The following is a 26,042-nucleotide window of genomic DNA, read 5'->3' on the forward strand; positions in this document are numbered from 1 at the left end:
GCTCAATGCTGGAGCGCCGCAGATCCCGCCGGAGGCCCGCGGCGAATATGCGCGACAGAGAGAGCTCGTGCCAGGTGCGCGGTGACTGCGGGTTCGGCCACGACCAATGTCGGCAGCGGGCACTGCACGGCCGGTAGGACGAGCCGCCGTGGCACCACCCGGCGCAGCACGGCACCCACCGCGAGCACCGCTGCGTCGGCGTGCCGCACCGCCACGGCGGTGGCGACGGTGACCGCGGCATGCATCCCGAGCATCCGCCAGTTCGACAGCGCCACCGGATCCGCCACAGCGTGGGTCGGGTGCATCAGCACCATCAGGTAGTGCAGGACGAGCTGGCCTGCAGCGAGTCGTACGACGGTGCCCACCACGCCGGCGATGTGCCGAGCGAGGGCTACGAACACCCCTGTGAGCAGCGGGAACAGCAGGATCAGCAGCGCAAGCGAGGGAATCGTGCCGCCGCCGGCGAGGTGTCCGGCCGCGGTGAGCAACGAGGTCAGTCCGGCCAGCACGGCGCCACGCAGGAGCTCCTGGCTGCTCCCAGCGCCGCCGCTGCTCATACGGGCAGAACGTAGCCTCGGCAGCCGCAAGTCGCTGGGTGTTCATGGTGGAGCGCGTGCAGGTGGAGATCCGGCAGGCCCGTACCCGGGCACGCCGACGCATGACTCGGGGGTGTGCGCTCACAACCAGCGACTCGCCGGCCGTGGGTTCGCGCTGGGGCCCGGGTCTTCCAAGGTCCTGATGTCGCGCAGGAACAGGTCACCGAACACTCGACCCTGCCGTTCGCGAGAGTGGCTCGCAGGCGCGTCCGGTAGACGTCGTTCGGGCACGGCCAGCGAAGAGCGACGGTGCGCAGCGGCAGCCGAAGGGCCCGCGCCTCTGCCCGCACGCGCGAGTGGGGGACGCCATGCACCGGGACGCGCTCCGTCCGGGCATCGCCGCTCGTCAGCAGGCGTCGACGGCGACGCCCGACGCCCGCGCCACGTGCGGGGCGAAATCGGTGACGGCGGGCTCCGGCACCTGGCCCGGCTGGCGGTGGGCACGTCCGACCCCCGGACGCTTCTCCCGGCGCCAGCGCTCGCTGGGCGAGCACCAGAGCGCTCTCCAGGCCCGCTGGCGGTGACGTCGTCGCACGCGACGAGGGTGGTCTGGACGGCTCCTCGGAGGATCGCTTGATCGGGCACTCCTCCACGAGGTGTCGACCACGGCAATGAGTCTTTGCCAACCTGACGGACGGGCAGGTCAGGGCGTGTGCGGCGTGGCACGACCGGAATGGGTGAAGCTCCTGGTAGACGGGCGATTGCTGAGATCAGTCCGTCCAACCAGGAGCTTCGAGGTGCTGTCCTACCCGTCGGGGATGACCGTGGGATCTCACCGCCGCTGCCCGGCCCGCGGCACGACATGGGCGCCGCCCGCGAGCACGGCATCATCGACGCTCTTACCGCCGGTGATTTCCCGGCAGCCGCCGACACCGCCTAGCAGGGCGCCGGCGTCCGGGTTCACCACGGTGGCACCGCTTGCGCGCTGTTTGCGGCGGCAGGGCCTGCCGCACCTGCCGCGGTGGGGCCGGCCTGCTCCACCGGGAGCTGGACCTGAAGGGTGGTGCCCTCTCCGGGCGGGCTGTGCAGCGCCAGGCGACCGCCGAGCGCCTCGGCGCGATCCTTGAGGCCGGTAAGACCGGAGCCGCGCGTGACGTCGGCGCCGCCGCAGCCGTCATCGCGGACGCGCACGTGCAGCACGCCCTCACCTGCGGCCACCTGGACCTCGGCGGCGGTGGCGTGCGCATGCTTGGCCGCATTGGTCAGCGCCTCGGCCACCACGTAGTAAGCGGCTGTCTCGACCGGCTCGGCCAGCCGCCCCTCCACCCGGACGTCCAGCCGGACCGGGACCGCAGAGCGGTCGGCCAGCGCCTTCATCGCGGAGCGCAGTCCGCACTCGGCCAGGATGGTCGGGTGGAGGCCGCGGGCGATCTCGCGCAGCTCCTCCAGCACCTCGACCAGCCCAGTGGCCACCTCGTCCAGCTGCCGCACCAGCTCACCGACCCCGGACGGCGCGGCCGGCTGCACGGCTCGTAGCTGCAGAGTGAGGGAGACCAGATGCTGCTGGGCGCCGTCGTGCAGGTCGCGCTCGATCCGCCGGCGGGTGGCATCGGCGGTGGCCACGATCCGCGCCCGGGAGGCGGCCAGCTCTGCATGGGCCTCGGCGTTGGCGATGGCGGTCGCGGCCAGCTCGGTGAACCCGCTCAACCGGGCCTCGGTGCCCGCCGGCAGCGGCTCCTCTTGCGTAGATGACACGACCATGACGCCCCACAGGCGGCCCGCGACGTTGACCGGCACGCCGACAGCCGTTCGGACGCCCAGCTCGCTGGCGACCTCACAGTCCGGCCCCGAGGTGCCGGTGGAGCTGTCGATCCGCGCGGGACGGCCGGTCTGGAATACCAGCGTGTACACGTTGCGCCCGCCGGGGCTCAGCCGGGTGCCGGCGGGGACGGCGGCGCCGGTGCTGCTCCACGTGGCGACCAGCGTTGCCGCGCCATCGGGCTCGTACCGGGTCATCCACGCGTGGTGGGCGCCCAGCAGTCGCCCGGCTTCCTCAGCGACTGCGGCAAAGACCTCCTCCGGCGGCGCCGCCCGGGCCACCAGCGTCGCCACCCGCCGCAGCGCCGCCTGCTCCCCGGCGAACCAGCGCAGCTCCACCCGCGCCTGTGAGTTGGCGATCGCGGTTGCCACGAGCTCTGTGAACCCAGCCAGCCATGCCTCGGAGTCGGCCGGCAGCGGCTCCCCTTGCGGGGATGCGACGATCATGACGCCCCACAGGCGGCCCTCGACGCTGACCGGCACGCCCACGGCCACGCCGTAACCGAACTCACGGGCGAGGTCGGCGACGGGGTCCGGGGCGTCGGTGGAGCTGTCGATCCGCGCGGGACGGCCGGTCTGGAATACCAGCGTGTACACGTTGCGCCCGCCGGGGCTCAGCCGGGTGCCGGCGGGGACGGCGGCGCCGGTGCTGCTCCACGTGGCGACCAGCGTTGCCGCGCCATCGGGCTCGTACCGGGTCATCCACGCGTGGTGGGCGCCCAGCAGTCGCCCGGCTTCCTCAGCGACTGCGGCAAAGACCTCCTCCGGCGGCGCCGCCCGGGCCACCAGCGTCGCCACCCGCCGCAGCGCCGCCTGCTCCCCGGCGATCCGGTCGCTTAACCGAGTAACCATCGGGCCTCCGCCCCAGCGGCAGCCACGCCGCCTCCTCACCAGACGCCCACCAGCGCCGCACGCTCACAGCCAGAGGGCTCGCGGGGAACCGTCCGGCTGGACATGCCGAGCCACCTACCGCCACCAGCCGGATCCGGCCGCGCCGATCACATCGCCACCACCTGCCTGACCAGCGGCGAATACTCAAACGGTACTGCAAACTGCCTTGAACGAGGACATGTCCGAGCATCTCGGACATGAGAAGGGTGATCGTGCGGCGGCACGTACAGGAAACCTCGCAACGGTGGCTCGCCGAAGACGGTCCGTACCGAGGTTGGGCCGGTCGAACCAGCGCGTGATCGCAACGGCAGCCTCGAGCGAAGATTGTGCTTGAGCGACAGCGACCGGGGCCGGCTGGTCAGGGTCTCACCCACCCTGCCCGGAGCTCGTCATGACATCAGCGCCGCCCGCGAGCACGGAATCATCGACGCGATCCACACCGCCGACGTACACGCGGTCGCCGACACCGGATACCAGGGTGCCGGCCCGAACGTGGCCGCGCCGCAACGGCGACGCCGCCTCGATCCTGACACCGGCCGCTACCGCCGACTCTCGGTCGCGCAGAAGGAGGTCAACACCGCCCACACCCGCAGGACCAGGCGAGCGGGTGACCGCCAAGCTCACGAGCTGGAAGGTGCTCTGCAAGATCCGCTCCAGCCCCAGCCGGCCCACCGTGCTTGTCCGAGCCGTTCAGACACTGATCATCGCGTCCCGAAGCAGGTTGGCAAGGGCTCAATGACCCAGTCGGCGCATTCGGGCGCCGGAGAGCCAGGAATCCCCGACTTTAAGTGTCTCCCTTTGTACCTGTGAACACGCTGAAGATCAGTGGTTCTGATACAGCGGAATAACACTGTCGTTTGCGACAGTATCCCCATGACCGGCCACCTGCTCCTCATTGAGGACGATCTGACAATCGGAGAAGTTCTGACATCGAGTCTCCGTGTCCGCGGTCACGAGGTGGTGTGGGAGCGGTTCGGAGAGAAGGGGCTCGCCCAGGCGTCGGTGACGCCATTCGACCTCGCGCTGCTGGACCTCGGCCTGCCGGACATCGACGGTATCGAGGTCTGCCGACAGCTGCGCCACGCTCAGCCCGCCTGCGTGATCGTCATGCTGACGGCCCGATCGGCTGAGATGGATGTCGTGGTCGGACTCGATGCGGGGGCCGATGATTACTTGTTCAAGCCGGTCCGGCTCAGCGAACTGCTTGCCCGTGTTCGCGCGCATTTGCGTCGCAACGAGGGGCCGGGCCGATCTGTGCGACCCGTGGGTGACCTGATCGTCGATCTCTCCCGTCGTCGTGCGACGGTCGCCGGGCGGGAGCTGCAGCTGCGTCCTAAGGAGTTCGACCTGCTCGCCCGCCTGGTTGCGGAGCCCGCGGCGGCGCTGAGCCGGAAGACACTGATGACGGATGTCTGGGACGAGCACTGGTTCGGCCCGACCAAAACGCTCGACGTTCACATCGCTGCGCTACGCCGGAAGATGGGGAGAGCCGCATCTGCGGCGGTCCGTGTTCCGAAGATCGTCACCGTTCGGGGCCACGGATACATGCTGGAGATCAGCCCTTGTGAAGGGGGACCGCCACCGCGCCTGGCTGCTGATCGGCCCCGACGGCCCGAGCTCGACCGTGGTCATCCGGATTTCCCGCGGCCGGAAGCAGGAGAGTGAATGTCGGCGGGGTCCGGCCGGCCAGCAACAGCCGCCCACCTTCGGCCTGGGCAAGGCGGTGGGCCAATGGGAGACCGATTCCATTTCCGCTGTGCCGTTCCGCCCTGCGGGCGAACAACACATCCGTGGGCTCGCGGATGCCCGAGCCCTCATCCGACACGTCGATCGCCACGGCGTCAGGGGCATCGCGCACTGTGACGTCAACCGTGCCCGCGCCATGAGTCATCGCGTTGTCGATGAGGACTGCGAGTACTTGCCGGATCGCGGCCGTAGAGCCCAGGGGCTCCTCCCCGGAGCCCTCGAAGCTGACGCGGAGGTCTCGGTTCTGCAGCGCAAGTCGTTCACGCCACTCCGGAGTCAGCTCTTCCAGAAGCGCGCTCAGATCGACAGGGTCCGGCCCGGTCCGACGTGAGTCACGAGCAAGGGCCAGAAGTTCGTTGATGGTGGTCTCCAGCCGATCGGCATCCGCGAGACTCGCGGCGATGGCGGGCCGCGGGTCCCGGTTCGGCTGTTCGAGGGCGGCCTCGAGGCGCAGCCGGAGACCCGCGAGCGGGGTCCGCAGCTGATGTGAGGTGTCAGTGGAGAACGCCTGTTCCCGGGCAAGCAGATCGTCCAGCCGGACGGCTGTGTCATCGAGTGCAGCGCCGACCGCGTCGATCTCGTGGATTCCGCCTCGTCGGGTGCGCACACTGAAGTCGCCGTCGCCCAGAGAACGGGCTGCGATGGCGAGTTCCTCCAGCGGACCGGCCAGGCGGCGAGCCTGGCGGCGTCCGACGAGCCACGCCACACCCACGGCCACCGCCGCGAGCGTCGCCATCCCGGTCCACACCAGCGCGACCCTGGTCATCACGGCGGTGCGAGAGGTCGCGACGCGTACGGCCCCGAGGACGTCGTCCTCGTGCAGGACGGGTACGGCGGCGATCAGCTTGCCGTTATCGGAACCCGTTGCCACCCCACCAGCGAGGGCCCGCGCCAGCTCCGGCTGCGGGCCGGAGGCGCCGGCGCCGCCGAGCCACCTGCCGGCCGCGTCGTAGACCCCCACCTCGACCGAGCCCGGTCCGGGGATCTTGCGGAGAGGAACGCTGTCAGGTACGTACGGCGACAGCGCCGTGGCGATGGTATCGGCCAGCAGGAGAAGCTCGTCCCGTTCCGCTTGCAGCGCGTACTGATGCACGGCCACGGCCAACGGCACCCCGAAGAGCCCGATCGCCAGAACCGAGATCCAGACCGCGAGGCCGACGATCCGAGTGCGCACGGACTCGACCTCCTTCGGCTCCTCGACCCGGCCGGCGGGGCCATCGCCGTCACAGCACGCGGGCACCGAGCCCCATTTCGGGTGCTGCGGGTGCGATGACGCCGGCGTACGCGGCCGAGACCCTATGGCAGGCGCAACGGTCATGTCGCTCACGGACGCCCGGGCGGGTTACGCCGGCTGGCCTCATTACATGCAATCGGGGGACAGATCTCACGGCCTGACAGGTAAATGCATGTTTGTGATCGTTTTACCAGACGCTTAACTGTTGAGCGTTACTCGAACCTACGGTGGGTAGAGCAAGCCTCTGTGCCACCTGCAGCAGCCTGCGCTGGTCGGCCCGATCGGGCTGGGCATCGTGAAATGTGGCACTTCCGAGGCGAGGCAGGAGAGGGCGCGTGTCGGATCCGTAACGCGGGGGGATTTCTCGATCTCTTCCAGAGGAGCTCATGCGGTGGAGAATCTTACCAAGGGCTTGCCGGCCGACCTCACCGAGCCGTTGCCCATTCACAATGGGCGGATCGTTTCGAGACTCGACATCGGCGAGGCGTTCGCCGAGAAGTTGGCCGGCATCCTGAACGTCGAGAGAGTGGCAGTGGACGCCAACTTCTTCGACGATCTCGGTGCCGACTCCATGGTGATGGCACGGTTCTGTGCGTGGGCGAGGAAGCAACAGGACCTCCCCAGCGTCTCGATGAAGGAAATTTACCGCCATCCGACGGTACGTGATCTGACGAAAGCGCTCGTCCCGCACGTCGCTTCTCCTCTCGAAGAAGACCTGGAAAGGAACGTGGTGCTCAGCGAGGAGGCGGCAATCGTTCCCGGCGAGGCGGCGCCTTCGGAGTCCACCGAGGCAACGGCACCCACGCGCAGATCGGAGTACATCCTGTGCGGAGCGCTTCAGTTGCTCGTCTTCCTCGGATACTCCTACCTCGTCGGTGTCGTCGGCGACCTGGGCTACAACTGGATCTCGGCTGCCGCCGGTGTGGGAGAGATCTACGTGCGGTCGGTCCTGTTCGGCGGGGCGGCCTTCGTCGGCGTGTGCACGCTTCCGATCGTGGCGAAATGGATACTGATCGGGCGTTGGAAACCCCGGGAGATCCGCGTGTGGAGCCTGGCCTACCTCCGATTCTGGATCGTCAAGACCCTGATCCGATCAAACCCGCTGCTCGTGGTCATCGGCGGCCGATCACGATCGAGCACCGCGTCGCCACTGCTCAACCTCTACTTGAGGGCGCTGGGCGCGAAGATCGGCCGTGGTGTCGCGATCTTCTCCCGCAACCTCCCTGTCTGCACCGACCTGCTCACGATCGGGGCAGGTACGGTCGTCCGCAAGGACTCGTTCATCTCCTGCTACCGCGCTCACAATGGCGTGATTCAGACCGGCGTGGTCACGCTGGGAGAGAACGTGTTCGTCGGTGAGATGACAGTGGTCGATATCGATGTGTCGATGGGCGACGGCTCTCAGCTCGGCCATTCCTCGTCGCTGCATGCTGGGCAAGCGGTGCCGGCCGGCGAGCGTTGGCACGGGTCCCCTGCGCAGCCGGCCGACGTCGATTACTGCACGGTCACTCGCACTGGCGGTGGCAGCCTGAGAAGCGCTCTGTACGGGTTCGCGCAACTGCTGATCGCGTTGGCCGTGTACGTTCCGCTCGCCGTTGGTGGCGTGATCCTGCTGCTCGTCGAGGTTCCGCAGCTCAATGCGCTCCTGACCCCGGCGTCGGCAGCGTTCTCGGTGTGGACGTACTACATCGACACCTTGATCGCCGGCACGGTGCTCTTCTTCGGCTTCGTGATCTTCGGTCTCCTCGTCGTCGGCTCCGTGCCACGCCTGCTGAATCTCATGATCAAGCCCGATCGGGATTACCCGCTCTACGGTTTCCATTACGGGATCCACAAGGCGATTGCGCGAATGACCAATGTCAGGTTCTTCACCTGGCTATTCGGGGACAGCAACCTCGTCGTCCATTATCTGCGGTGGATCGGCTACGATCTTTCGACGGTGGTGCAGACCGGGTCGAACTTCGGCATGGACGTGCGGCACGAGAGTCCATATCTGGTCGGTGTCGGTAGCGGCACGGTGGTCGCCGATGGCCTGTCGATCATCAATGCGGAGTTTTCCAACACGTCCTTCCGTCTCTCCCGGGCGACGGTCGGGTCGAACAGCTTTCTCGGGAACAACATCCCCTACCCTGCGCAGAGCACCGTCGGCGACAACTGTCTCCTGGCCACGAAGGTGATGGTGCCCGTCGCCGGCGAGATTCGGAAGAACACCGGGCTTCTGGGATCGCCCAGCTTCGAGATCCCGCGCACTGTCCAGCGGGACGGCATGTACGACGACATGGTCACAGATGGAGGACTGCATCGTCGACTCGCCGCGAAGAGAAGGCACAACGTCGTCACCATGGCGTTGTATCTGTTGGTCCGCTGGATGTACGCTCTCGGACTCGCTCTTCTCCTTGCCGGTGTCCTGGAGTTCTACGACGGGGGCAATGAGGTCGTAATCGGGCTGCTCGGCGCCGTCACGCTTCTGTTCACCATCGCCTACTGGGTATTGATCGAGCGTATCGTCGCGCGCTTCCGCAAGCTGCAGCCCCGGTTCTGCTCGATCTACGACCCTGCCTTCTGGCGCCACGAACGATTCTGGAAGGTGCCCGCGGTTGCCTACATCCAGGTGTTCAACGGAACCCCGTTCAAGAACGTGGTGTGGCGCCTGCTCGGCGTGCAGATCGGTCGTGGGGTCTTCGACGACGGTGCCATGATAACGGAGCGCACCCTCGTCACCATCGGCGATGGTTGCACACTCAATGCGTCCAGCAAGATCCAATGCCATTCGCAGGAGGACGGCACCTTCAAGTCCGACCACATCGCGATCGGCACCGGGTGCACGCTCGGGGTCGGCGCCTTCGTCCACTACGGCACGTCGATCGGCGACGGAGCAGCGGTCGCGACCGACTCGTTCCTCATGAAGGGCGAGGAGGTGCCGCAGAACGCGATGTGGGGAGGGAACCCGGCTCAGGAAATCCGAGACGTCCGGAGCGGATCGGCACCGGGGTCGGGGGCGCTTGCCCGAGCCTGATCCGGCGACGATCGTCGCGCCTCACATCGAGAATGAGACTCAGAGGCGTTCTGTGGATGCCGGAGAGCGGCGTGCGGCGATGAAGGACCGCACTCCCATGATGATGTAGATCACCAGCAGAACGAACATGATCGTGCTGACGACGACCGCTGACGGGCGCTGGGCTGTGCCGGCGAACACCTCGCCGAGCTTGACCACGTTCATGAGCGATCCACCTGCACCGAGCACGGCGATGACCAGTGCTGCGTGGATGCTATGGGGGCGCAGCGCCGGCTTGCGCGCGAGGGCGGCGCAGACCAGCAGCAGGACGCCGACGAACGTCGGGATGAGCGCGGTGATGCTGGCGGCTCCGGTCACGACGTACGCGACGATCCCCAACGCGGTGAGAATCCCGCCGATGGCGAAGGTGAGCCTCGTCATGCGTCACTCTCCTACGGTATTTCGTCCTGAATGTTCGATTCTACGCGCGCTGAAGGCGGCGCTCGGGGTCGGCCGTGCAGCGCGGGCGGGTCGACTAGCGTGGGCGGTTGTCGTCCACGGCCTCGAGTACCGTGCCGTTCACTCTCAGCCGCTCACGTTCCGTCCGGAGACGCGAAGGGCAAGATGTCCGCCATGTCCGATCACGCTCCGCTGCCCAGCGGTGGCCGTAAAGTCGTAGCCGCCGCCTGGGCCGCAACCGGTGCGGTGCACCTCGTGATGGCGTTGGAGGGCGCTGCCGGTCCTGTCGCGAACGTCGTGTCGTGGCTGCTTGCGGCGGCCGCTGTGGCCGGCGTCGTCGCCCTGCTCGTCAGTCCTCGCCGCGAGATCATGCTGGCCGCTGCGATCGTCGGGGCGATAGGAGTGGCGAGCTTCTTGGTGCCGTTGATCGGCCCGCTGGTGGGCTTCGGCGGTGCGCACGGCAACACGGTGGGCCTCTGGTCGTTCGCCGGGTTCGTGCTCGACGCGCTGACCGTTCGGCTCGCAGCGTTCACCTTGCGCCGTGCGGCCCGGACCGGAGGATGACGTCGGACGTCACGAGACCAGCCCCACCCAGTACGGCCAGAATCGGACGGCGATCAACGCGACGATCACGAGGAACCAGAGGCTGAGGATCGCGCTGTGGTAACGCGCGATGTGGGCTGCCGCTTGTTGCCACCTCGCTCGGATCAGTAGGTGTCCTGCGGTCAGGTTGTGCACGGTGACGTACCAGAACATCGTGATCGTCACGACCCACACGATCATGCAGTACGGACACAGGGCGCCGATGCTGTAGAGGCTCTGGCCGATCAGCCAATGCACGAAGAAAAGGCCCGCGGCAGTGCCCAACTGCAGCCCCAGCCACACCGATCGTGGAACGGTGCCGCCGACGAGCGTGACGACACCGACGGTGGTCACGATGGGAAACGCGACCAAGCCGATCAGTGGGTTGGGGAACCCGAGAACCTCGGCCTGTGGCGATGTCATGACCGAACCGCACGACAGCAGCGGGCTGATGCTGCAGCTGGGTACGAAGTCGGGGTCCTTCAGGAGCGAGATGCGGTCGAGGATGAGCGCGAATGCGGCGGCGGTGCCGAGCGCGCCGCCCGCCGTCAGGATCCACGCGGTGGCGCGTGACAGGAATGTGCCGAGGGCGGTGTCCCCGACGTTTCCGTGACACTGAGCGGTAGCGCGCGCATCGCGGGCGTCCGCATCGGTGGAAGTCACGTCGACTCACCCCTACCGGCTGAGAGCAAGGTCGATCGCTGCACGCAAGTCGTCTCCGGACCGCACCCTGAGCTGCACGCCGTTCAGGAAGAAGGTCGGCGTGCCCTGGACTCCGGCGGCCTCCCCGTCGCGCTTGTCGGCGAGTACCCGCTCGAGAACGGCCGGATCGGCGATCGCACGGTCATACGCAGCCATGTCCAGTCCCAGGTCGCCAGCGAAGCCGCGGAAGACGTCGGCCTTGGATTCCTGTTGCTCGCCCCACTGGGCCTGGGTCTCGAACATCCGCTGGTACATCGCCTCGAACCGGCCTTGCCGGGCCGCAGCCTCGACCGCTACCGCCGCGTTCTCGGCGTTCGAGTGGCTGGGGATGGGGAAGTACCTGGTGACGAAGGTGACTCGGCCTGCGTACTCGTTGCGGAGCTGTTCGACGATCGGGAACGCGGCTCTGCAGGCCTCACACTCGAAGTCGAGGAACTCCACGAGCGTCACTCTCCCGTCGGCCGCCGTGGAGAGCCGGTGGCTGTTCTCCCGAACCAGGACCTCGGACGAGACGGGGGAGCCTGCGGATGCTTCTGCGCTCTCCGGTGCCGGCGTGCTGGGCCGGCTCACGAGAAGGACGAGAGCGAGTACGGCCGCTGCAACGGCGGCGACAGTGATGGTGACCTTGAGGTTTTTGGTCATGGTTGGCCTCTCTGGAGGAAACGAGCGACGCCGCTCACGCGGGTTCGGCGGCGACCCGATGCACGACCGAGAGCAGTTCGGATGCCCGGACCGTCGTCAGGAAGACGGCGGCGACCCGATGCGACCGGTCGAGGACGAGCGTCGACGGAATGGTGTTGCGCGGGACGCCGCGAAAAGCCTGCAGCGTGCGTCCCGGTTGATCGAACAGCGAGGGGTAGGACAGTTTCCAATTACGCATGAAGTCGCCCGCTGCCTGCTGATCGTCGCGAACAGCGACGCCGAGGACGGTCACACCCGATGGCCGGGTGGCGTCGTATACCTCTTGTAGTGCGGGCGCCTCCTCTCGGCACGGACCGCACCAGGAGCCCCAGATGTTGACGACGACGACCTGCCCGGCGAAGTCGGACAGCGAAATGCGCTCGCCCGGCTCGGTCACGCTCTCCGCAGACATCTCGCCTGCCCGGCCCCGGCTTTCCGGGGGATCGTAGAAGACCCTCGTCTGGCCTCCGGGAGCAACGAACTCGAACGAGTCGCCGACGGCGACGGCATTGGTCCCCGTTCCGCAACCGATCAGCACGAGGGCAGCCGCAACGCAGAGGCCGCTGCGGCGGACCAGGGAACGTCGACGTCGAATCACATGGGTGCCGGTCACAGGCTTGCCTTCGGTCAGCGGAAACGGCTGTGGAGGGTCTGGAGCGGGGCTCATGAGGCGTCGCGCGAAAACGCGGACCAGCGGATTGATCAGGCAGATGATCTGGTGCCGGCGCGGTTGGTCGTCCGGATGCCTCTGGTCTGATCAGACACGTGTGATGCAGAGGGCCACGAGCCGGTGCCGACCTCGAAGCGACTTTCGCGGTGCCCACTCCTGAGGGCCGGCGGCGGCCAGGAGTCGTGCGACCACAGCGGCCGTGATCGTGACGAGAGCGACGAGCAACGCCACCTGGGCCGCGGGATCGTCGCGCCTCGTGTCGCGACCGGCGACAGAGGCAGACCCGAACTCGCAGACGACGTCGTGCCCGGTGTCGCCCTGGCACGAGATCGCGGCGGCCGGGACCGAGGGAGAGGCGAGGACGGCCTGGCAGGTGAAGGCCTGAGTCAGGATCACCAGCGCGATGACGGCGAGCAGGCTCCAACGCTTCGCCACGGATCTGGCGGAATCGGGGATCCGGCTGTGCATCACGATGGCCGGATCGTACAAGCACCACTTCGTCCTGTTTGCGAAGGTTGCCTGAGCGGGCTTCCAATCGATCACGATGTGGCGCTAGCATCGCCCCGTGGCGATGGATTGTTGCGGGCGGGATCTCGGGCCGGCCGTGGCGTTGTTCCGGTCCCTCGGTGATCCGACGCGGTTGGCCATCGTTCGGCGACTGGCCGAGGGTGAGGCCCGGGTCGTCGATCTGACCAGGGCGTTGGGGCTGGCGCAGTCGACGGTGTCGAAGCACCTGGCCTGTCTGCGGGACTGCCGGTTGATCGACTACCGCGCCGAGGGGCGGCAGTCGTTCTACTCGCTGACCCGGCCCGAGTTGATCGACCTGTTGCGCAGCGCGGAGGCGTTGCTGGTCGAGACCGGGGAGGCGGTGGCGCTCTGCCCCGTCTACGGCGAGCCCGCCGGCACCTCGGAGCTCGCGGTGGTGGACGCGGCCGAGGCGGTGCCGTGAGCGTCCCAGGAGTGATGTCCGTCCGGCGGGACGTGCTGCGCAGGCGGATCCGGTGGCTCGTCGCGGCGACGATCACCTACAACGTGATCGAGGCGGTCGTCGCGATCTCCGCCGGAACGATCGCGGACTCCATCGCGCTGATCGGGTTCGGGCTGGACTCGGTGATCGAGGTCAGCTCCGCCGCGGCGGTGGCCTGGCAGTTCGCCGGCCCCGACCCGCAGCGGCGGGAGAAGGTGGCGCTGCGGGTGATCGCGGGCTCGTTCTTCGCCCTCGCCGCCTACGTCTCGGTCGAGGCGGTGCGCAGCCTCATCGGTGCCGAGCGGCCCGAGCACTCGCTGGTGGGCATCGTGCTGGTCGCGGTCAGTGTGGTCGTCATGCCGTTCCTGTCCTGGGCCCAGCGCCGGGCCGGGCGGGAGCTGGGCTCGGCCAGCGCGGTTGCGGACTCCAAGCAGACGCTGCTGTGCACCTATCTGTCCGCGGCGGTCCTGGTCGGGCTCGTTCTCAACTCCACGTTCGGCTGGTGGTGGGCCGACCCCGTGGTCGCTCTCGGCCTAGCCGTCGTCGCGGTCCGGGAAGGCCGCCAAGCCCTGCGCGGCGAGACCTGCTGCTCGCCCGTCCACCTCGATGAACGCGATGGCGGCGCGGGCAGCGATAGCGACTGCCGATGCGCTCCGGGCTGCACCGACACCTGCTGCACAGGGGAGACCCGATGAGCCCGGCGGGCTGGGCCTGGGTGGCCCTGTTGCTCTACGTGGCCGGCCTGGTGCTCGCGTTCGGGGCGCGGTCCTGGCTGCAGATCCGCCGGACCGGCACGAGCGGGTTCCGTGGCATCTCCGGCCGACCGGGATCGCCGGCCTGGTGGGGTGGCGTGCTGTTCCCCATCGCGCTCGTCCTCGGGCTCGCGGCACCCGTGCTGGTGCTCACCGGCATCACCGCGCCGGTGCTGCCCGCGCACCCCGCGCTCGCCGCCGCCGGGCTCGTCGTGAGCCTGGCCGGGCTGGTGGTGGTGCTGCTCGCCCAAGCCGCGATGGGGTCCTCCTGGCGGATCGGGGTCGACGACACCGAACGCACCGAGCTGATAAGCAGCGGGCTGTTCAGTTCGATCCGCAACCCGATCTTCACCGGCATGGCTGCGGTCTGCGCCGGCGTCGCGCTGATGGCCCCCACCGTCGTCGCGATCCTCGCGCTGGCCTGCCTCATCGGCGCGGTCCAGATCCAGGTGCGTGTCGTCGAGGAGCCCTACCTGCACCGCGTCCATGGCGACACCTACACCCATTACACGGCCAGGACCGGCCGGTTCCTGCCCGGCCTGGGGCGCACCCGGCCGGCCGGCGCGAAGGCCCGACTGGACACCGGTGCGTGACGAGCCGGCCTCCACGCCGCCGTCGTGCTTGTGTCACGGGGCCTGGTGGTGCACCGCCTCGACGTTGTTGCCGTCGAGATCCCTGAGGAACACGCCGTAGTAGCCAGGGTGGTACTCCGGCCAGATCCTCGGCGCGTGCAGGATCTGGGCACCGGCCGCCACGGCTGCCTGATGCACGTCGTCGACCGCGGCGCGGCTGGGAGCCGAGAAGGCGAGATGCACTTCCCGATCCGCCGAGGTGCCCGCGGGCCCGAGCCAGAACCGCGGTTGGCCGTCCGCTCCGCACAGCCCGACCACGGACTGCCCGTCACGGTCGAAGCGCATCGCCTCGCGGACGCCCACGGGTGCGAAGACCCGCAGGTAGAACGCCGCTGCGGCATTGACGTCGGTGACCTGGATCGAGACATGGTCGAGCAACGGGGCCTCCAGGTGGTGAGTCACGTGGAGGGCGACGGTAGCGACGGCCACCGACGAAAACGGAGATCCCGCGACCGTGCAGTCAGCCGCGTGTGCGCTCCTCGGCTCCGCTGCGCCAACCAGCTCGCGCCACTGCGCCGTGCTGCCACGGCATCGCCCCGTGGGGGCAGCGGGCGGGAATCGTTGCACGCCGAGCACGCCCCACCAGGTAGCGACTGCCCCGTGGTGCGGGTCGTGCGCAGAGAACCGGGCTCCGCGTCCTTGCCCCGTGCCGGTCGGCCCGCGGCGTGTTCTGGCCGGACCTCAGTTCGCCCTGGCGGCGGCGGTGTGGGCGTCGACGGCGTCGCGACCGGCCTCGTAGCGCGCCGCGCGGATCAGCTCCTCCACAGCCGCCCGTTGCACACGGAACGACCGGCCGAAACGCACGGCTGGTAGCTCTCCGCTGTGCACGAGCCGGTACACGGTCATCTTCGACACCCGCATGCGCTGGGCGATCTCGGCCACGGTGAGGAACGGCGCCCCCATCAGATCTGGGTGTCGCATTCCGTCAGCAGCCATCGTGCGCATCCTCCTTCGTGGCCCCCGAACGGGGGCTGTTGATCGCAATGAGATGGACACTAACGGACGGTTGCGACACTTTCGGGTACGTCGAGGTTCACTGAAGAGTGGTCTTGAAAAAAGTGGGGCGCGCTCGCCGGGGGTACGTGGCCGGCCGGGCGGCGTCGCGCACCGTGACGCCAAGACGCCTATCGTCGCGGGCGTGATCCCCGACGATGAACCGGACGGTGACTGGACCGCTCCGGGAGTGTTCCGCTGCGCCCCCGGTGTCTACCGCATCCCGTTGCCGCTCCCGAACGACGGGCTCCGCGCCGTCAATGTCTATGTAGTGGCGGACGGCGACGGGTGGACGCTCATCGACTCGGGATGGGCGCTGGCCCGCGCAGACGATCTTCTGCGCAGCGCGCTCGCCCAGCTGGACTCCGGGCTGGGCGATGTGCGCCGGTTCCTGGTCACCCACGTCCACCGTGACCACTACACCCAGGCCGTCGTGCTGCGGCGGGAGTTCGGCATGCGGGTGGCGCTGGGGCGTAGAGAGCAGCCCGCGCTCGAGGTGATCAACGGGCCGGATCGGCGAGGCCCGGTCCACCTGGGGCGATTGCGGCGCGCCGGCGGCCAGGCCCTGCTCCCGAAGATCGCGGCACAAGGGGAGGCGCCCCACGACAGCACGGTGTGGGAGTTCCCCGACGACTGGATCGAGGACGGCGCGGAGTTCGTGCTGGCCGCCGCCGCGGGCGGGGAACGGGTGCTGCAGGCGCTCGCGACGCCCGGGCACACGCAGGGTCACGTGGTCTTCGCGGACCAAAGCGGCGGTCTGCTCTTCTCCGGCGACCATGTGCTGCCGCGCATCACGCCCTCGATCGGGTTCGAGGCGGTGACCTCGCCCCGCCCGCTGGCCGACTTCATCGCCTCGCTCGAGCTCGTACGGGCGCGTCCGGATGCGGCGATGCTTCCGGCGCACGGCCCGGTCGGCATGCGCGTGCACGAGCGCGTCGACGAACTGCTCGCACACCACGCCAAGCGACTCGACGCGACCCTCAGCGCCGTACAGGACGGGCGCTCCACGGCGTACGAGGTGGCGGAGGCGCTGCCCTGGACCCGCCGTGACCGGCGCCTGGACGAGCTCGACCCGTTCAACGCCATGCTCGCGACGCTGGAGACCTCGGTCCATCTCGATCTGCTGGCTGAGCGCGGGCTTGTGACAGCCGGCGAGGAGAACGGCATCGCTCACTACACAACGTGATAACAATTCACTCTTTGTAGAACCCGGCGGGGACAGCGAAATGCTCCGGTCGTACGCTTCGCGCCGTGCAGGGGTTGGGTGGGCAGGGTCGGGTTCTCGTGCGTGCGGGGCTCGCCCTCGCGGCGTGCGTGCTCGCCGTGTCCGCCGTCATCGTGGCCACCGAGGGGGGCACCTTCCCCGGTGGTCCCGGCCCCAGCGTCACGCTCGCCCCGACGGCTGCCGTCGGGTGCGATGCCGCCGGCCCCTACAACCCGCCGGAGCGGGGCAGCGTCGGTCTTCCCGCCGGGATCGGCGAGCTCTGTTCCGGTGGTTCGATCACGCTGTCCGTTGCCGGTGCGGTGCTGGACGGATGGGACGTGCACGGCGGGATCGTGGTGGACGCCCCTGATGTGGTGGTGCGTCGCAGTCGTGTGACCGGCGACGGTGCCACTCCCTACGGAATCGTCACCACGGCGGCGGGCTCGGTGCGAATCGAGGACGTGACGCTTACCGGCGACTTCCCCGAGGCGGCAATAGGCGGCGACCGGTGGAGCGGTGAACGGGTGGAAATCGTCGGTGTAACGCATGACGGCGCCCGGCTCGGCGAAGGGGCGCGGCTCCGCAATAGCAACGTGCACGACTTCGCACCGGCGCCCGGTGGCGATGCTCACGCGCTGGTGCTCCGGGGAACGGGCGGCAATGTCGTCGTCGAGGACAACAGGATCGAGCTCGGTGACGGTCCCGGGCGGGCGAGTGCGGTGCTGCTGGCGCCCGACAAGGCGGGTCGGCGTGCCGACGGCCCCGTGGTGATCAGGGGAAACGTCCTCGGTGGCGGCCGATACACGGTGCAGCAGGATTCGCCCTCCGCGGTGATGACCGATGTGGTCATCACCGGGAATCGATTCCGCCGTGGGGCCGGGGACATTCCCCTTCGGGTGTCACGCCGAGCGGTTCTCGAGGACAACATGTACCTCGATGGTGGGCCTCTTCCGCAGCGATGAGTTACCACACGGGGGTAATTCGATAGCGCAGCGTCACGGATCTGTCGCTCGTCGCACGACACGCCCACCCGTCGCGGCGTGCTGGCCGTGTCGTCGCAGGTTCGTGCAGACTGATCACCACAACAAAACCGGGAACGATCCGGTTGCATGAGCGGGCTGCCACGGCGCGAGGACGTAGGGGAAGACGATCCTCGTCGACGTTGGAGGTCTGCAGTGAACGCACGCGGCGTGGTCTTCGTCCACTCGTCGCCGACTGCGGTTTGTCCGCACGTCGAGTGGGCGATCTCAGGCGTGCTCGGGACGAAGGTGTCCCTGCAGTGGGCTACCCAACCGGCGGTGCCCGGTCAGATGCGGGCGGAATGCAGCTGGACGGGTCCGGCCGGCTGCGGTGGCGCGATTGCGGGCGCGTTGCGTGCCTGGCCGATGCTTCGGTTCGAGGTGACCGAGGAGCCCAGTCCCGGCGTGGACGGCGAGCGTTTCTGTCATGTCCCCACGCTCGGTCTGTGGTCCGGGCGGACGAGCGCAAACGGCGACATCGTGGTGGCGGAGGACCGGCTGCGGGCCCTTCTCTCCGAGGTGCCGGCGAGCCAGCTGCCCACCCGGATGCACGACCTGCTCGGCTCAGCGTGGGACGACGCCCTGGAGCCGTTCCGGTTCGCCGGTGACGGCGCCCCGGTCACCTGGCTGCACCAGGTGGGGTGAGGCGGGAGAAAGAGCGTTGCCGTCGCCTCGGGCGGGGCAACGCTCTCGCTCACGCTCCGGTGAAGACGACGGCGGCGTTGTGGCCGCCGAACCCGAACGAGTCGCACACGGCCGCTTCGAGGTCGACCTTGCGCGGCTCACCCGCCACGACGTCGAGCTCGACACCCGGGTCGAGATTCTCGAGGTTCAGCGTCGCGGGGATCACGCCTTCCTTGACCGAGAGCAGCGTGATGATGCTCTCCACGGCCCCGGCCGCACCCACCATGTGACCCAGCGCGGACTTCGGTGCGGTGAGCACCGGGTGGTCGCCCAGGGCCTTGCGCACCGCGCGCGTCTCACCCACGTCGCCGGCCACTGTGGACGTGGCGTGGCAGTTGACGTGGCCGACGTCGATCGCCTCCAGTCCGGCGTCGCGCACCGCCTTGGCGATGGCCCGCGACTGCCCGATGCCCTCCGGTTCGGGGCCGGTGATGTGGTAGGCGTCGGAGGTGAGCCCGGCACCGGCGAGCCTGCCGTGCACCGTGGCCCCGCGTGCCGCCGCGAAGTCGGCACGTTCGAGCACCATGATCCCGGCGCCCTCACCGAGCACGAACCCGTCGCGGTCGACGTCGAACGGACGGGAGGCCCGCTCCGGCTCGTCGTTGCGCTGCGAGAGCGTGCGTGCCTGCACGAAGCCGGCCACCGTGATGCCGGTGATGCAGGCTTCCGCACCGCCGGCGATGACCACGTCGACCTCGCCGCCGCGCAGCAGCCGCAGCGCCCACGCGAGTGCCTCCGCACCGGAGGCGCACGCCGAGACGGGGGCGTGGACGCCGCCCTGTGCGCCGTACTCGATGCCGATCCAGGCCGCGGGGCCGTTCGGCATCAGCATCGGCACGGTGAGCGGTGAGACCTTGCGCAGCCCGCTGTTCTCCAGCAGGTCGTCCTGGTCGAGCAGCGTGACCGCGCCGCCGATGCCGGTGGCGACCACGACGGCGAGCCGCTCGGGGTCCACCTGCATGTTGTCGCGGTCGCCGAGACCGGCCTGGGTCCACGCCTCCTTGGCCGCGACCAGCGCCACCTGCTCGCACCGGTCGAGCCTGCGCGCCTGGACGCGGGGGAGCACCTCGGTGGGTGCCACCGCCAGCGGCGCCGCGATCTTCACAGGCAGCTGGTGGCGCTCCACCCACTCGTGGTCGGCGTCGTCGATGCGCCGGACGCCGGACCGGCCGGCGAGCAGCGCCTCCCACGTCGACGCGACGTCACCGCCGAGCGGGGTCGTCGCACCGAGCCCGGTGACGACGACGTCGGGAGCTGTACTCATGCTGCCTCCGCAGGAACGGCCGCGTGCAGGTGCCTCACTGGTTCTTCGCGATGTAGTCCACCGCGTCGCCGACCGTCTTCAGCTCGGCCAGCTGGTCGTCGGGGATCTTCACGCCGAACTTGTCCTCGGCCTGCACCGCGATCTCGACCATCGACAGCGAGTCGATGTCGAGGTCGTCGACGAAGGACTTCTCGACGGTCACCTCGGCGGGGTCGATGCCTGCGACCTCCTCGACGATCTCGGCGAAGCCGCTGAGGATCTCGGTGTTGTCAGCCACGGTGGTTCTCCTTCTGGTGGGAACTGGAGTCGTCGGATCGGAGGTCAGGGACAGACGACGACCTGGCCGGCGTAGGACAGGCCCGCGCCGAAGCCTACGAGGAGCACGGTGTCGCCCGAACGCAGCCGCCCGTCAGCGCGCATGTGGTCGAGCGCGAGAGGGATGGACGCCGACGAAGTATTGCCGGAATGCCGGATGTCGTCGGCCACCACCATGTCATCGCGGGCGCCCTTGGCGCGCAGCCGCTTGGCCACCGCGTCGACGATGCGCAGGTTGGCCTGGTGCGGCACGAAGACGTCGATGTCGGCCGGGGTGAGCCCCGCGAGTTCGATCGCCCGTAGTGCCACCGGTGCGATCTTGGTGGTGGCCCACCGGAAGACCGCCTGGCCCTCCTGGGCGAGCGCGTTGTTGTCCGGCTTGATGTGGATCGTCTGGGACATGTCACCTGCGCTGCCCCAAGCGAGCGGCCCGACGCCGACGGAGGCCTCGTCGGAGGCCGGTCCGACGACGGCGGCGCCGGCCCCGTCGGCGAAGATGATCGCCGTCGAGCGGTCGGTCCAGTCGAGCCAGTCGGACAGCTTCTCCGCCCCGATCACGAGGACGTTGCGTGCGCTGCCGCCGCGCACGAGATCGGCCGCCGTGCCCATCCCGAAGCAGAACCCCGCACATGCGGCGTTGATGTCGAAGGCTCCCGGCGCGGGGATGCCGATGCGGTCGGCGGTCTGCGCGGCGGCGTTGGGGATCGGGGTGGGCATGGTGCAGGTGGCGACGATGACCGTGTCGATCTCATTGGGCGTCAGCCCCGAGTCCTTGACGGCGCGGGCCCCGGCTTCGGCGGCCATGTCGACCAGCAGCGTGCCCTCTTCCGCGATGCGGCGGCTCTCGATGCCCACCCGCTCGCGGATCCACTGATCGTTGGTGTCCATCCGCTGGGCCAGGTCGTCGTTGGTGACGACGTTGTCGGGCTGGACGCTGCCCAGCCCGAGGATCCGGGCGCCCGCCGTGGTGGATGCCAGTTTCAGCTTCGTCACTTTTCTGCCCCCGCGTGCTCGGTGATCAGGTCGACGGCCGCCTGGAGGTCGTCCGGAGTCTTGAGGGCCACGGTCGCGGTGCCCTTGAGGTCGCGCTTGACCAGGCCGACGAGCGCACCGGCCGGCGGCAGCTCGATCACGGCGGTGACGCCCAGCTCCTGCAGGGTGGCCATGCAGGAGTCCCAGCGCACCGGCCGCGTGACCTGGGCGACCAGCCTACGCAGCGCCTCTGCCCCGTCGGAGAGGAGTGTGCCGTCGGCGTTGGACAGCAGGGGGCGGGTGGGGTCGGCGGGGGAGACCTCGGCCGCGTGGGAGCGCATCGTCTCCTCGGCAGGCGCCATGAACCGGGTGTGGAAGGCCCCGGCCACGGCCAGGGGCTTCACGCGGGCCCGCTCCGGCGGGTTCTCGGCGAGTGCCGCCAACGCTGCGACGGGGCCGGCCGCGACGATCTGCCCCGCGCCGTTGCGGTTGGCCGGGTCGAGGCCGAGCTCGTCGAGCCGGGCGAGCACCTCGTCGGGTTTCCCACCCAGCACCGCGCTCATGCCCGTGGGCTCGAGCGCGCAGGCGGCGGCCATGGCGCGCCCACGCACGGCGGCGAGCGCGACGGCGGCGTCCGCGGTGAGTACTCCGGCCACGGCGGCTGCGGCGAGCTCACCGACGGAGTGACCCGCGGCGGGCGCGGCGGCGGGCAGCTCCGCGCGCCCGGCGAGCCGGGCGGCGGCGAGCAGCGCGGCGGCGACGACCAGCGGCTGGGTGACGGCCGTGTCCTTGATCTCCTCGGCGTCGGCGTCCGTGCCGAGATGGCCGAGGTCGAGGCCGGTGGTGGCGGACCATCTGGCGAGCGTCTCCGCTGCCGTTGGATCATCCAGCCAGGGGGCGAGCATGCCAGGAGTCTGGGACCCCTGACCAGGTGCGAGCAACGCGATCACGAGAACCAGGGAACACCGGCGGCGGACGCCACGGGGATACCGGCACGCACCAACTCCGGCCCTGGGATTTGGAGGTTTCCTCCAACGCAGCTCCGGTCACTCGTCGGGTAAGTCACCGCCCATTCCCTTTGCGTTGTAGGCGTTGCGCACCTCACGCCGAAGCCCCCGGATCTCGCCCGAGGGTCAGCCTCGCCGCGATGACGGCGGTGCGCAGTACCAGTGCATCGCGCGGGTCGAACGGGCTGCGGCCGGTGAGGTCGCAGACGCGGCGCAGCCGGTAGCGCACGGTGTTGGGATGCACGAAGAGTGTTCTCGCGCAGGCCTCGAGTGCCCCGCCGCCCTCCAGGTACGTGGCGAGCGTGTGCAGAAGCTCGCCGCCCGCCGTCTCGAGCGGGATGACGATCGACTCCACCAACCTGCGGTGGGCCGCCGTGTCGCCCCGCAATGCGCGCTCGGGCAGCAGGTCGTCGGCGGCGACCGGGCGCGGGGCATCGGGCCATCCCGGCGCGGCACGCAGCGCGGAGAGCGCGTCGCGGGCACTGCAATGGGCGGTGGCGAGCTCGCCTGCCACCGGGCCGACCACCACCGGGCCCGCTCCGAAGGCGTCGACGAGGCCGCCGATGTCCTCGCCGGTGTCGCTACCCGGGCCGCTCCCGGCCGGCGGCTCGGACAGCAGCAGGATCAACCTGCTGCCCTGCACCCCCACCAGCACCGAGCGGCCGGCCCTGGCCGCCTGACGGCGCAGCTCGCCGAGGCGCTCGGCTGCCGTGTCGGGGGCCGGGCTGCCGGCCACCACCCGCACCGCCACGTCCGGGTCCCAGCCCAGCGTGGAGGCCCGGGAGACGAGCGCGTCGTCGGCCCCGCCGTCGGCGTCCGGGCCGCGCACCACGGCGTCCACGACGAGGGCCTCGAGCCGGGCGTCCCACGCGCCGCGGGTCTCGGCCGCGCCTGCGTACACCGTTGCCGCGGCGAAGGCGATGTCGCGGCCGAAGCGCAGGACCCCCTCGACGAGGGCGTGCCGTTCGTCCTCGTCGGCGGCGAGCGGCGGGAGGTGCCGCTCGAAGACGTCCGTGGCGATGCGGACCAGGTCGACGGTCTGGCGCAGGCTCAGCCGCCGGGCGAGGTCTCGCGGGGCGATGCGGAAGGCCTCCGCGGTGAGCCGGATCGACTGCCCCCGCTCGCCGAGCCAGGCGACGAAGTTGGCCACGCCGGTCTGGGTGACCAACAGCACCGCCGAGCGCTGCTCGGCCGGCAGCCGGGCGAACCACGGCTGGTGCTCCTCCATCGCCACCAGGCACGCGAGCGCGAGGTCGCCGGCGGCGAGCTCGAGTTTGCGCAGCGTGGCCGGGGAGACGGCGGCCGATCCGGACCGCGCCGCCTCCGTGCTCGCTCCGCCGCGTGCCACGCTCGGCAGCATCGCACGCCGGTAGGAACACCGTGGGACCGACGGGCGTTGGCGCAGGCATTCCGCGACAGGAGGCTCGGATGGGCACGCCCCTCGCCGCGTCGGTGGAGGTGCGGCGGGCAGGTGACCGGATGCGCACCCGGACCGCGTGGCTCGACTCACGCCACAGCTTCTCCTACGGCGCCCACTATGACCCGGCCAACACGCACTTCGGCCTGCTGATGGCCAACAACGAGGACGTGCTGGCGCCCGGCAGCGGTTTCGAGCCGCATCCGCACCGGGACATGGAGATCGTCACGTGGGTGCTCGAGGGCGCTCTTCGGCACGAGGACGACACCGGGCACTCCGCGGTGATCCGGCCGGGCACGGCGCAGCGGATGAGCGCAGGCTCCGGGGTCGTCCACTCCGAGCGCAACGCCGAGGGAACCCGGGAGGTGCACCTCGTACAGATGTGGGTGCTTCCGGGCTCATCGGCGGGCCCGCCCGGGTACGAACAGCTCGACATCGGCTCCGCGCTCGAGACCGGAGAGCTGCTCGTCGTGGCGTCGGGGATGCGGAAGCACGCGCAGGACCGCGCAGTCTCCCTCCGGCAGGAACACGCGGCGATGTACGCCGCCCGCATGACCCCGGGTGCCATGGTGATGGTGCCGCGAGCACCACTCGTGCACGTGTTCGTGACACGAGGAGTGGTCCAGTTGGAAGCAGCAGGCGAACTCTCGGCTGGGGACGCCGCGCGTATTACTGTCGGTGACGGACAACATATTGTGGCTGGTCCGGGAGGGGCAGAGGTGCTCCTTTGGGAGATGCACACGGGCTTGGGGTGACTGTCCGTATCACCTTTGCCGGTGCCGCGCACGGTTGTTCGACGCCCGTTCGGCGACGGTCCATTGCCGTGGCCAGACGTTCTCACAAGCATTAAGGATGTCCTCAGCTTCACCGACGTCGGATCGAGCACCCGGAGGAGGGTGACCGGATGACCGTTGGCAACGGCAGCCCGCGGCAGCGCTATCGAGACCAGGTGCGCGCCGAGATCAAGCAGGCCGCACTGGCCCAGATGTGCATCGGCGGGCCCGCAGCGCTCAGTCTCAACGCCGTTGCGAAGGAGCTGGGTGTCACCGGCCCTGCGCTCTACAAATACTTCCGCAGCCGGGACGACCTGCTGACGGAACTGGTGTTCGACTGCTACGCCGACGCGGCAGCCGCGGTGCACGCCGAGGCGGAGCGCATCACGGACCTGCCCGCTCGGGAGCGTCTGCACCGCCTGGCCGAGGCCTACCGGCAGTGGGCCGTCGCCGCACCGCACCTGTACCAGCTGCTGACGGTGATGCCCAAGCCGACGATCGATTCCCCTCCGGAGACGATCGACCGGGCCAAGGCCGTGCTCGGCCCGTTCCTCCCCGCGCTCGGCGAGGGACGGACCTGGCCCGCCGCCACGGAGCTCAGGAAACAGGTGCAGGGCTGGGTCGACGGGCCCGAGCCGGTGGCCGACTGGGTGCGGGCGTACGCACCCGGAGCGGACCCCGCCACGGCGCTCACCGGGGCACTCATCGTGTGGGTGCGCCTGCACGGCGTCGTGAACCTGGAGGTCCAGGGCAAGTTCGTCGGCATGGGCCACCAGGCCTCCACGCTGCTGAGCGTGGAGATGGACTCGTTGGCCGACCTCATGGGGCTCCCCGCGTCCTGACCCTGCGTACGCGCCCTGTAGCCGGCGCGGACGCGTAACCGCACCCGGTCGTGTGACCGCGTGGGCAGACCGCTACCGTCTGATACACAACGGCACGCGCGATATCGGATCGTGACCCCCGTCCGGGGGAACACGGGCAGTCGCGTGCCCACGGAAGGCGCGCATGGCGCCGGAAGTGGGGTGGGCCGAGATGCCGTGAACCCGATCGAGGGCGAGGCGATCCGCCGCAGGCCGTTCGATGGCCAACGGATGTCGGTCAACGCCTCCGGTCCGATGGCGTGTCGTGGGCCGGAGCGCGCGGGGTGGGGCGCAGGAGCGCCGCGGGAGCTACCGGATGAGCTGATCCGGCAGCTCGGTCTCAGCCGAGCGGAGTGACCTTGGTTGCCTGCGGACCCTTCTGGCCCTGCTCGATGTCGAACGACACCCGCTGGCCCTCGTCGAGGCTCTTGTAACCGTTGGTCTGGATCGCTGAGTAGTGCACGAACACGTCCGCGCCACCACCGTCAGGAGCGAGGAAGCCGTAGCCCTTCTCGCTGTTGAACCACTTGACGGTGCCCTCTGCCATTCTTGCTCTCCTCGTACCTGGTGCTGGGGCACTCGCCCCCAGCATCGCGCCGCCTGGCCGCTACGGTCCGCGCCCGGGTCGGGACGCCGTTCCCGATCACGCGGGCTCGGCATCGCGCGGAGCGTATCGTGTTCCGGCCCCGCTGCCGAGAGCCAATGACCTGTGTGTTTGTCATGGCGCCGCAGGTGAGGCGCCGTCCGGGTGGTGCGTCAGGGGAGAGTGGCGCAACCGGGCGACCGGCTCGCACGCCCTGGGCGACGGGCCGTTCACGCAGTGTCGACGGTGCGCGCGAGGGCGCCCTGCCCCGAGGCGTGCATCACAC

Annotated in this window: 30 protein-coding genes and 1 pseudogene; 13 read left to right on the forward strand and 18 right to left on the reverse strand. The window is 69.5% G+C overall.

Annotated elements, in window-relative coordinates:
• Positions 1 to 2: 2 nt before the first annotated feature.
• From ACQPZQ_RS10650 to ACQPZQ_RS10665, 4 genes are all read right to left on the reverse strand, one after another.
• Positions 3 to 557, reverse strand: a complete 555-nt coding sequence (locus ACQPZQ_RS10650) for a hypothetical protein (RefSeq protein ID WP_433294565.1) — start codon at positions 555 to 557, stop codon at positions 3 to 5.
• A 385-nt stretch (positions 558 to 942) separates the two neighbouring features.
• Positions 943 to 1,131, reverse strand: coding sequence for a hypothetical protein (locus ACQPZQ_RS10655; RefSeq protein ID WP_433294568.1), 189 nt, complete (start codon positions 1,129 to 1,131; stop codon positions 943 to 945).
• 237 nt (positions 1,132 to 1,368) lie between these two features.
• A complete protein-coding gene (locus tag ACQPZQ_RS10660) occupies positions 1,369 to 1,503 on the reverse strand; it encodes a hypothetical protein (RefSeq protein WP_433294570.1) in 135 nt (44 codons plus the stop codon).
• A complete protein-coding gene (locus ACQPZQ_RS10665; protein ID WP_433294572.1) occupies positions 1,497 to 3,206 on the reverse strand; it encodes a sensor histidine kinase in 1,710 nt (569 codons plus the stop codon). Before ACQPZQ_RS10665 ends, ACQPZQ_RS10660 begins: the two co-directional genes overlap by 7 nt.
• Before the next feature lie 181 nt (positions 3,207 to 3,387).
• Between ACQPZQ_RS10665 and ACQPZQ_RS10670 the strand changes: the two are divergent.
• The 3 genes and pseudogenes from ACQPZQ_RS10670 to ACQPZQ_RS10680 form a co-directional block, all read left to right on the forward strand.
• Positions 3,388 to 3,563 (forward strand): annotated as a pseudogene (locus ACQPZQ_RS10670) (transposase); the annotation flags it as partial.
• Between the two features lie 12 nt (positions 3,564 to 3,575).
• Complete coding sequence (locus ACQPZQ_RS10675; RefSeq protein ID WP_433299116.1) at positions 3,576 to 4,055, forward strand: transposase family protein; 480 nt, start codon at positions 3,576 to 3,578, stop codon at positions 4,053 to 4,055.
• A 63-nt stretch (positions 4,056 to 4,118) separates the two neighbouring features.
• Positions 4,119 to 4,910 (forward strand): response regulator transcription factor, encoded by a 792-nt coding sequence (locus ACQPZQ_RS10680; protein ID WP_433294574.1) that lies wholly within the window; start codon positions 4,119 to 4,121, stop codon positions 4,908 to 4,910.
• On the opposite strand, the gene ACQPZQ_RS10685 is transcribed toward ACQPZQ_RS10680, so the two are convergent.
• A complete protein-coding gene (locus ACQPZQ_RS10685; RefSeq protein ID WP_433294576.1) occupies positions 4,801 to 6,165 on the reverse strand; it encodes a sensor histidine kinase in 1,365 nt (454 codons plus the stop codon). The genes ACQPZQ_RS10680 and ACQPZQ_RS10685 overlap by 110 nt on opposite strands.
• A 451-nt stretch (positions 6,166 to 6,616) precedes the next feature.
• Between ACQPZQ_RS10685 and ACQPZQ_RS10690 the strand changes: the two genes are divergently transcribed.
• Positions 6,617 to 9,241: a Pls/PosA family non-ribosomal peptide synthetase gene (locus ACQPZQ_RS10690; RefSeq protein ID WP_433294578.1), complete on the forward strand. Its 2,625-nt coding sequence runs from the start codon at positions 6,617 to 6,619 to the stop codon at positions 9,239 to 9,241.
• Positions 9,242 to 9,280: 39 nt separating this feature from the next.
• Here the strand turns inward: ACQPZQ_RS10690 and ACQPZQ_RS10695 are convergent, their stop codons facing one another.
• Positions 9,281 to 9,661 carry a hypothetical protein gene (locus ACQPZQ_RS10695; RefSeq protein WP_433294580.1) on the reverse strand — a complete coding sequence of 127 codons (381 nt, stop codon included), beginning with the start codon at positions 9,659 to 9,661 and terminating at the stop codon, positions 9,281 to 9,283.
• Positions 9,662 to 9,853: 192 nt separating this feature from the next.
• Between ACQPZQ_RS10695 and ACQPZQ_RS10700 the strand changes: the two genes are divergently transcribed.
• Positions 9,854 to 10,243: a hypothetical protein gene (locus tag ACQPZQ_RS10700; protein WP_433294582.1), complete on the forward strand. Its 390-nt coding sequence runs from the start codon at positions 9,854 to 9,856 to the stop codon at positions 10,241 to 10,243.
• Positions 10,244 to 10,252: 9 nt separating this feature from the next.
• Here the strand turns inward: ACQPZQ_RS10700 and ACQPZQ_RS10705 are convergent, their stop codons facing one another.
• From ACQPZQ_RS10705 to ACQPZQ_RS10720, 4 genes are all read right to left on the reverse strand, one after another.
• Positions 10,253 to 10,924 carry a vitamin K epoxide reductase family protein gene (locus tag ACQPZQ_RS10705; protein WP_433294584.1) on the reverse strand — a complete coding sequence of 224 codons (672 nt, stop codon included), beginning with the start codon at positions 10,922 to 10,924 and terminating at the stop codon, positions 10,253 to 10,255.
• Between the two features lie 12 nt (positions 10,925 to 10,936).
• Positions 10,937 to 11,605, reverse strand: a complete 669-nt coding sequence (locus ACQPZQ_RS10710; protein WP_433294586.1) for a DsbA family protein — start codon at positions 11,603 to 11,605, stop codon at positions 10,937 to 10,939.
• A 34-nt stretch (positions 11,606 to 11,639) separates the two neighbouring features.
• Positions 11,640 to 12,056 carry a TlpA disulfide reductase family protein gene (locus ACQPZQ_RS10715; RefSeq protein WP_433294588.1) on the reverse strand — a complete coding sequence of 139 codons (417 nt, stop codon included), beginning with the start codon at positions 12,054 to 12,056 and terminating at the stop codon, positions 11,640 to 11,642.
• A gap of 345 nt (positions 12,057 to 12,401) precedes the next feature.
• Positions 12,402 to 12,749, reverse strand: coding sequence for a hypothetical protein (locus tag ACQPZQ_RS10720; protein ID WP_433294590.1), 348 nt, complete (start codon positions 12,747 to 12,749; stop codon positions 12,402 to 12,404).
• Positions 12,750 to 12,885: 136 nt separating this feature from the next.
• On the opposite strand from ACQPZQ_RS10720, the gene ACQPZQ_RS10725 reads away from it, so the two are divergent.
• The 3 genes from ACQPZQ_RS10725 to ACQPZQ_RS10735 are packed head-to-tail and all read left to right on the forward strand — an operon-like array spanning position 12,886 to position 14,626.
• On the forward strand, positions 12,886 to 13,263 hold the full coding sequence (locus ACQPZQ_RS10725) for an ArsR/SmtB family transcription factor (protein WP_433299118.1): 378 nt from the start codon (positions 12,886 to 12,888) through the stop codon (positions 13,261 to 13,263).
• 14 nt (positions 13,264 to 13,277) lie between these two features.
• On the forward strand, positions 13,278 to 13,976 hold the full coding sequence (locus tag ACQPZQ_RS10730; protein WP_433299120.1) for a cation transporter: 699 nt from the start codon (positions 13,278 to 13,280) through the stop codon (positions 13,974 to 13,976).
• Positions 13,973 to 14,626 carry a methyltransferase family protein gene (locus ACQPZQ_RS10735; protein ID WP_433294592.1) on the forward strand — a complete coding sequence of 218 codons (654 nt, stop codon included), beginning with the start codon at positions 13,973 to 13,975 and terminating at the stop codon, positions 14,624 to 14,626. The genes ACQPZQ_RS10730 and ACQPZQ_RS10735 overlap by 4 nt, the downstream gene beginning before the upstream one ends.
• A gap of 33 nt (positions 14,627 to 14,659) precedes the next feature.
• Here the strand turns inward: ACQPZQ_RS10735 and ACQPZQ_RS10740 are convergent, their stop codons facing one another.
• Together ACQPZQ_RS10740 and ACQPZQ_RS10745 are read right to left on the reverse strand one after the other, a co-directional pair.
• Positions 14,660 to 15,067 (reverse strand): VOC family protein, encoded by a 408-nt coding sequence (locus ACQPZQ_RS10740; protein ID WP_433294594.1) that lies wholly within the window; start codon positions 15,065 to 15,067, stop codon positions 14,660 to 14,662.
• Positions 15,068 to 15,346: 279 nt separating this feature from the next.
• Positions 15,347 to 15,601 carry a helix-turn-helix domain-containing protein gene (locus ACQPZQ_RS10745; RefSeq protein ID WP_241042252.1) on the reverse strand — a complete coding sequence of 85 codons (255 nt, stop codon included), beginning with the start codon at positions 15,599 to 15,601 and terminating at the stop codon, positions 15,347 to 15,349.
• 202 nt (positions 15,602 to 15,803) lie between these two features.
• On the opposite strand from ACQPZQ_RS10745, the gene ACQPZQ_RS10750 reads away from it, so the two are divergent.
• From ACQPZQ_RS10750 to ACQPZQ_RS10760, 3 genes are all read left to right on the forward strand, one after another.
• A complete protein-coding gene (locus ACQPZQ_RS10750; protein ID WP_433294597.1) occupies positions 15,804 to 16,844 on the forward strand; it encodes an MBL fold metallo-hydrolase in 1,041 nt (346 codons plus the stop codon).
• A gap of 65 nt (positions 16,845 to 16,909) precedes the next feature.
• Positions 16,910 to 17,824, forward strand: coding sequence for a hypothetical protein (locus ACQPZQ_RS10755; protein ID WP_433294599.1), 915 nt, complete (start codon positions 16,910 to 16,912; stop codon positions 17,822 to 17,824).
• 213 nt (positions 17,825 to 18,037) lie between these two features.
• The gene (locus ACQPZQ_RS10760) at positions 18,038 to 18,526 is read left to right on the forward strand and encodes a DUF3145 domain-containing protein (RefSeq protein WP_433294601.1); all 489 of its coding nucleotides are present in this window, start codon (positions 18,038 to 18,040) and stop codon (positions 18,524 to 18,526) included.
• 49 nt (positions 18,527 to 18,575) lie between these two features.
• On the opposite strand, the gene ACQPZQ_RS10765 is transcribed toward ACQPZQ_RS10760, so the two are convergent.
• From ACQPZQ_RS10765 to ACQPZQ_RS10785, 5 genes are all read right to left on the reverse strand, one after another.
• Positions 18,576 to 19,829, reverse strand: a complete 1,254-nt coding sequence (locus ACQPZQ_RS10765) for a beta-ketoacyl-[acyl-carrier-protein] synthase family protein (protein WP_241042256.1) — start codon at positions 19,827 to 19,829, stop codon at positions 18,576 to 18,578.
• Between the two features lie 34 nt (positions 19,830 to 19,863).
• Complete coding sequence (locus tag ACQPZQ_RS10770; protein WP_241042257.1) at positions 19,864 to 20,106, reverse strand: acyl carrier protein; 243 nt, start codon at positions 20,104 to 20,106, stop codon at positions 19,864 to 19,866.
• A gap of 44 nt (positions 20,107 to 20,150) precedes the next feature.
• The gene (locus ACQPZQ_RS10775; protein WP_433294604.1) at positions 20,151 to 21,137 is read right to left on the reverse strand and encodes a beta-ketoacyl-ACP synthase III; all 987 of its coding nucleotides are present in this window, start codon (positions 21,135 to 21,137) and stop codon (positions 20,151 to 20,153) included.
• Positions 21,134 to 22,066 carry an ACP S-malonyltransferase gene (locus ACQPZQ_RS10780; protein ID WP_433294606.1) on the reverse strand — a complete coding sequence of 311 codons (933 nt, stop codon included), beginning with the start codon at positions 22,064 to 22,066 and terminating at the stop codon, positions 21,134 to 21,136. Before ACQPZQ_RS10780 ends, ACQPZQ_RS10775 begins: the two co-directional genes overlap by 4 nt.
• A 151-nt stretch (positions 22,067 to 22,217) precedes the next feature.
• Complete coding sequence (locus tag ACQPZQ_RS10785; RefSeq protein ID WP_433294608.1) at positions 22,218 to 23,471, reverse strand: PucR family transcriptional regulator; 1,254 nt, start codon at positions 23,469 to 23,471, stop codon at positions 22,218 to 22,220.
• Between the two features lie 80 nt (positions 23,472 to 23,551).
• On the opposite strand from ACQPZQ_RS10785, the gene ACQPZQ_RS10790 reads away from it, so the two are divergent.
• The gene (locus tag ACQPZQ_RS10790) at positions 23,552 to 24,295 is read left to right on the forward strand and encodes a pirin family protein (RefSeq protein ID WP_433294610.1); all 744 of its coding nucleotides are present in this window, start codon (positions 23,552 to 23,554) and stop codon (positions 24,293 to 24,295) included.
• Between the two features lie 149 nt (positions 24,296 to 24,444).
• Complete coding sequence (locus tag ACQPZQ_RS10795) at positions 24,445 to 25,155, forward strand: TetR/AcrR family transcriptional regulator (protein WP_433294612.1); 711 nt, start codon at positions 24,445 to 24,447, stop codon at positions 25,153 to 25,155.
• Between the two features lie 358 nt (positions 25,156 to 25,513).
• Here ACQPZQ_RS10795 and ACQPZQ_RS10800 read toward each other — a convergent pair whose 3' ends face one another.
• Positions 25,514 to 25,720 (reverse strand): cold-shock protein, encoded by a 207-nt coding sequence (locus ACQPZQ_RS10800; RefSeq protein ID WP_075941971.1) that lies wholly within the window; start codon positions 25,718 to 25,720, stop codon positions 25,514 to 25,516.
• Positions 25,721 to 26,042 lie beyond the last annotated feature (322 nt).

Source organism: Pseudonocardia sp. CA-142604 (genome assembly GCF_050948475.1).
GTDB classification, from domain to species: domain Bacteria; phylum Actinomycetota; class Actinomycetes; order Mycobacteriales; family Pseudonocardiaceae; genus Pseudonocardia; species Pseudonocardia alaniniphila.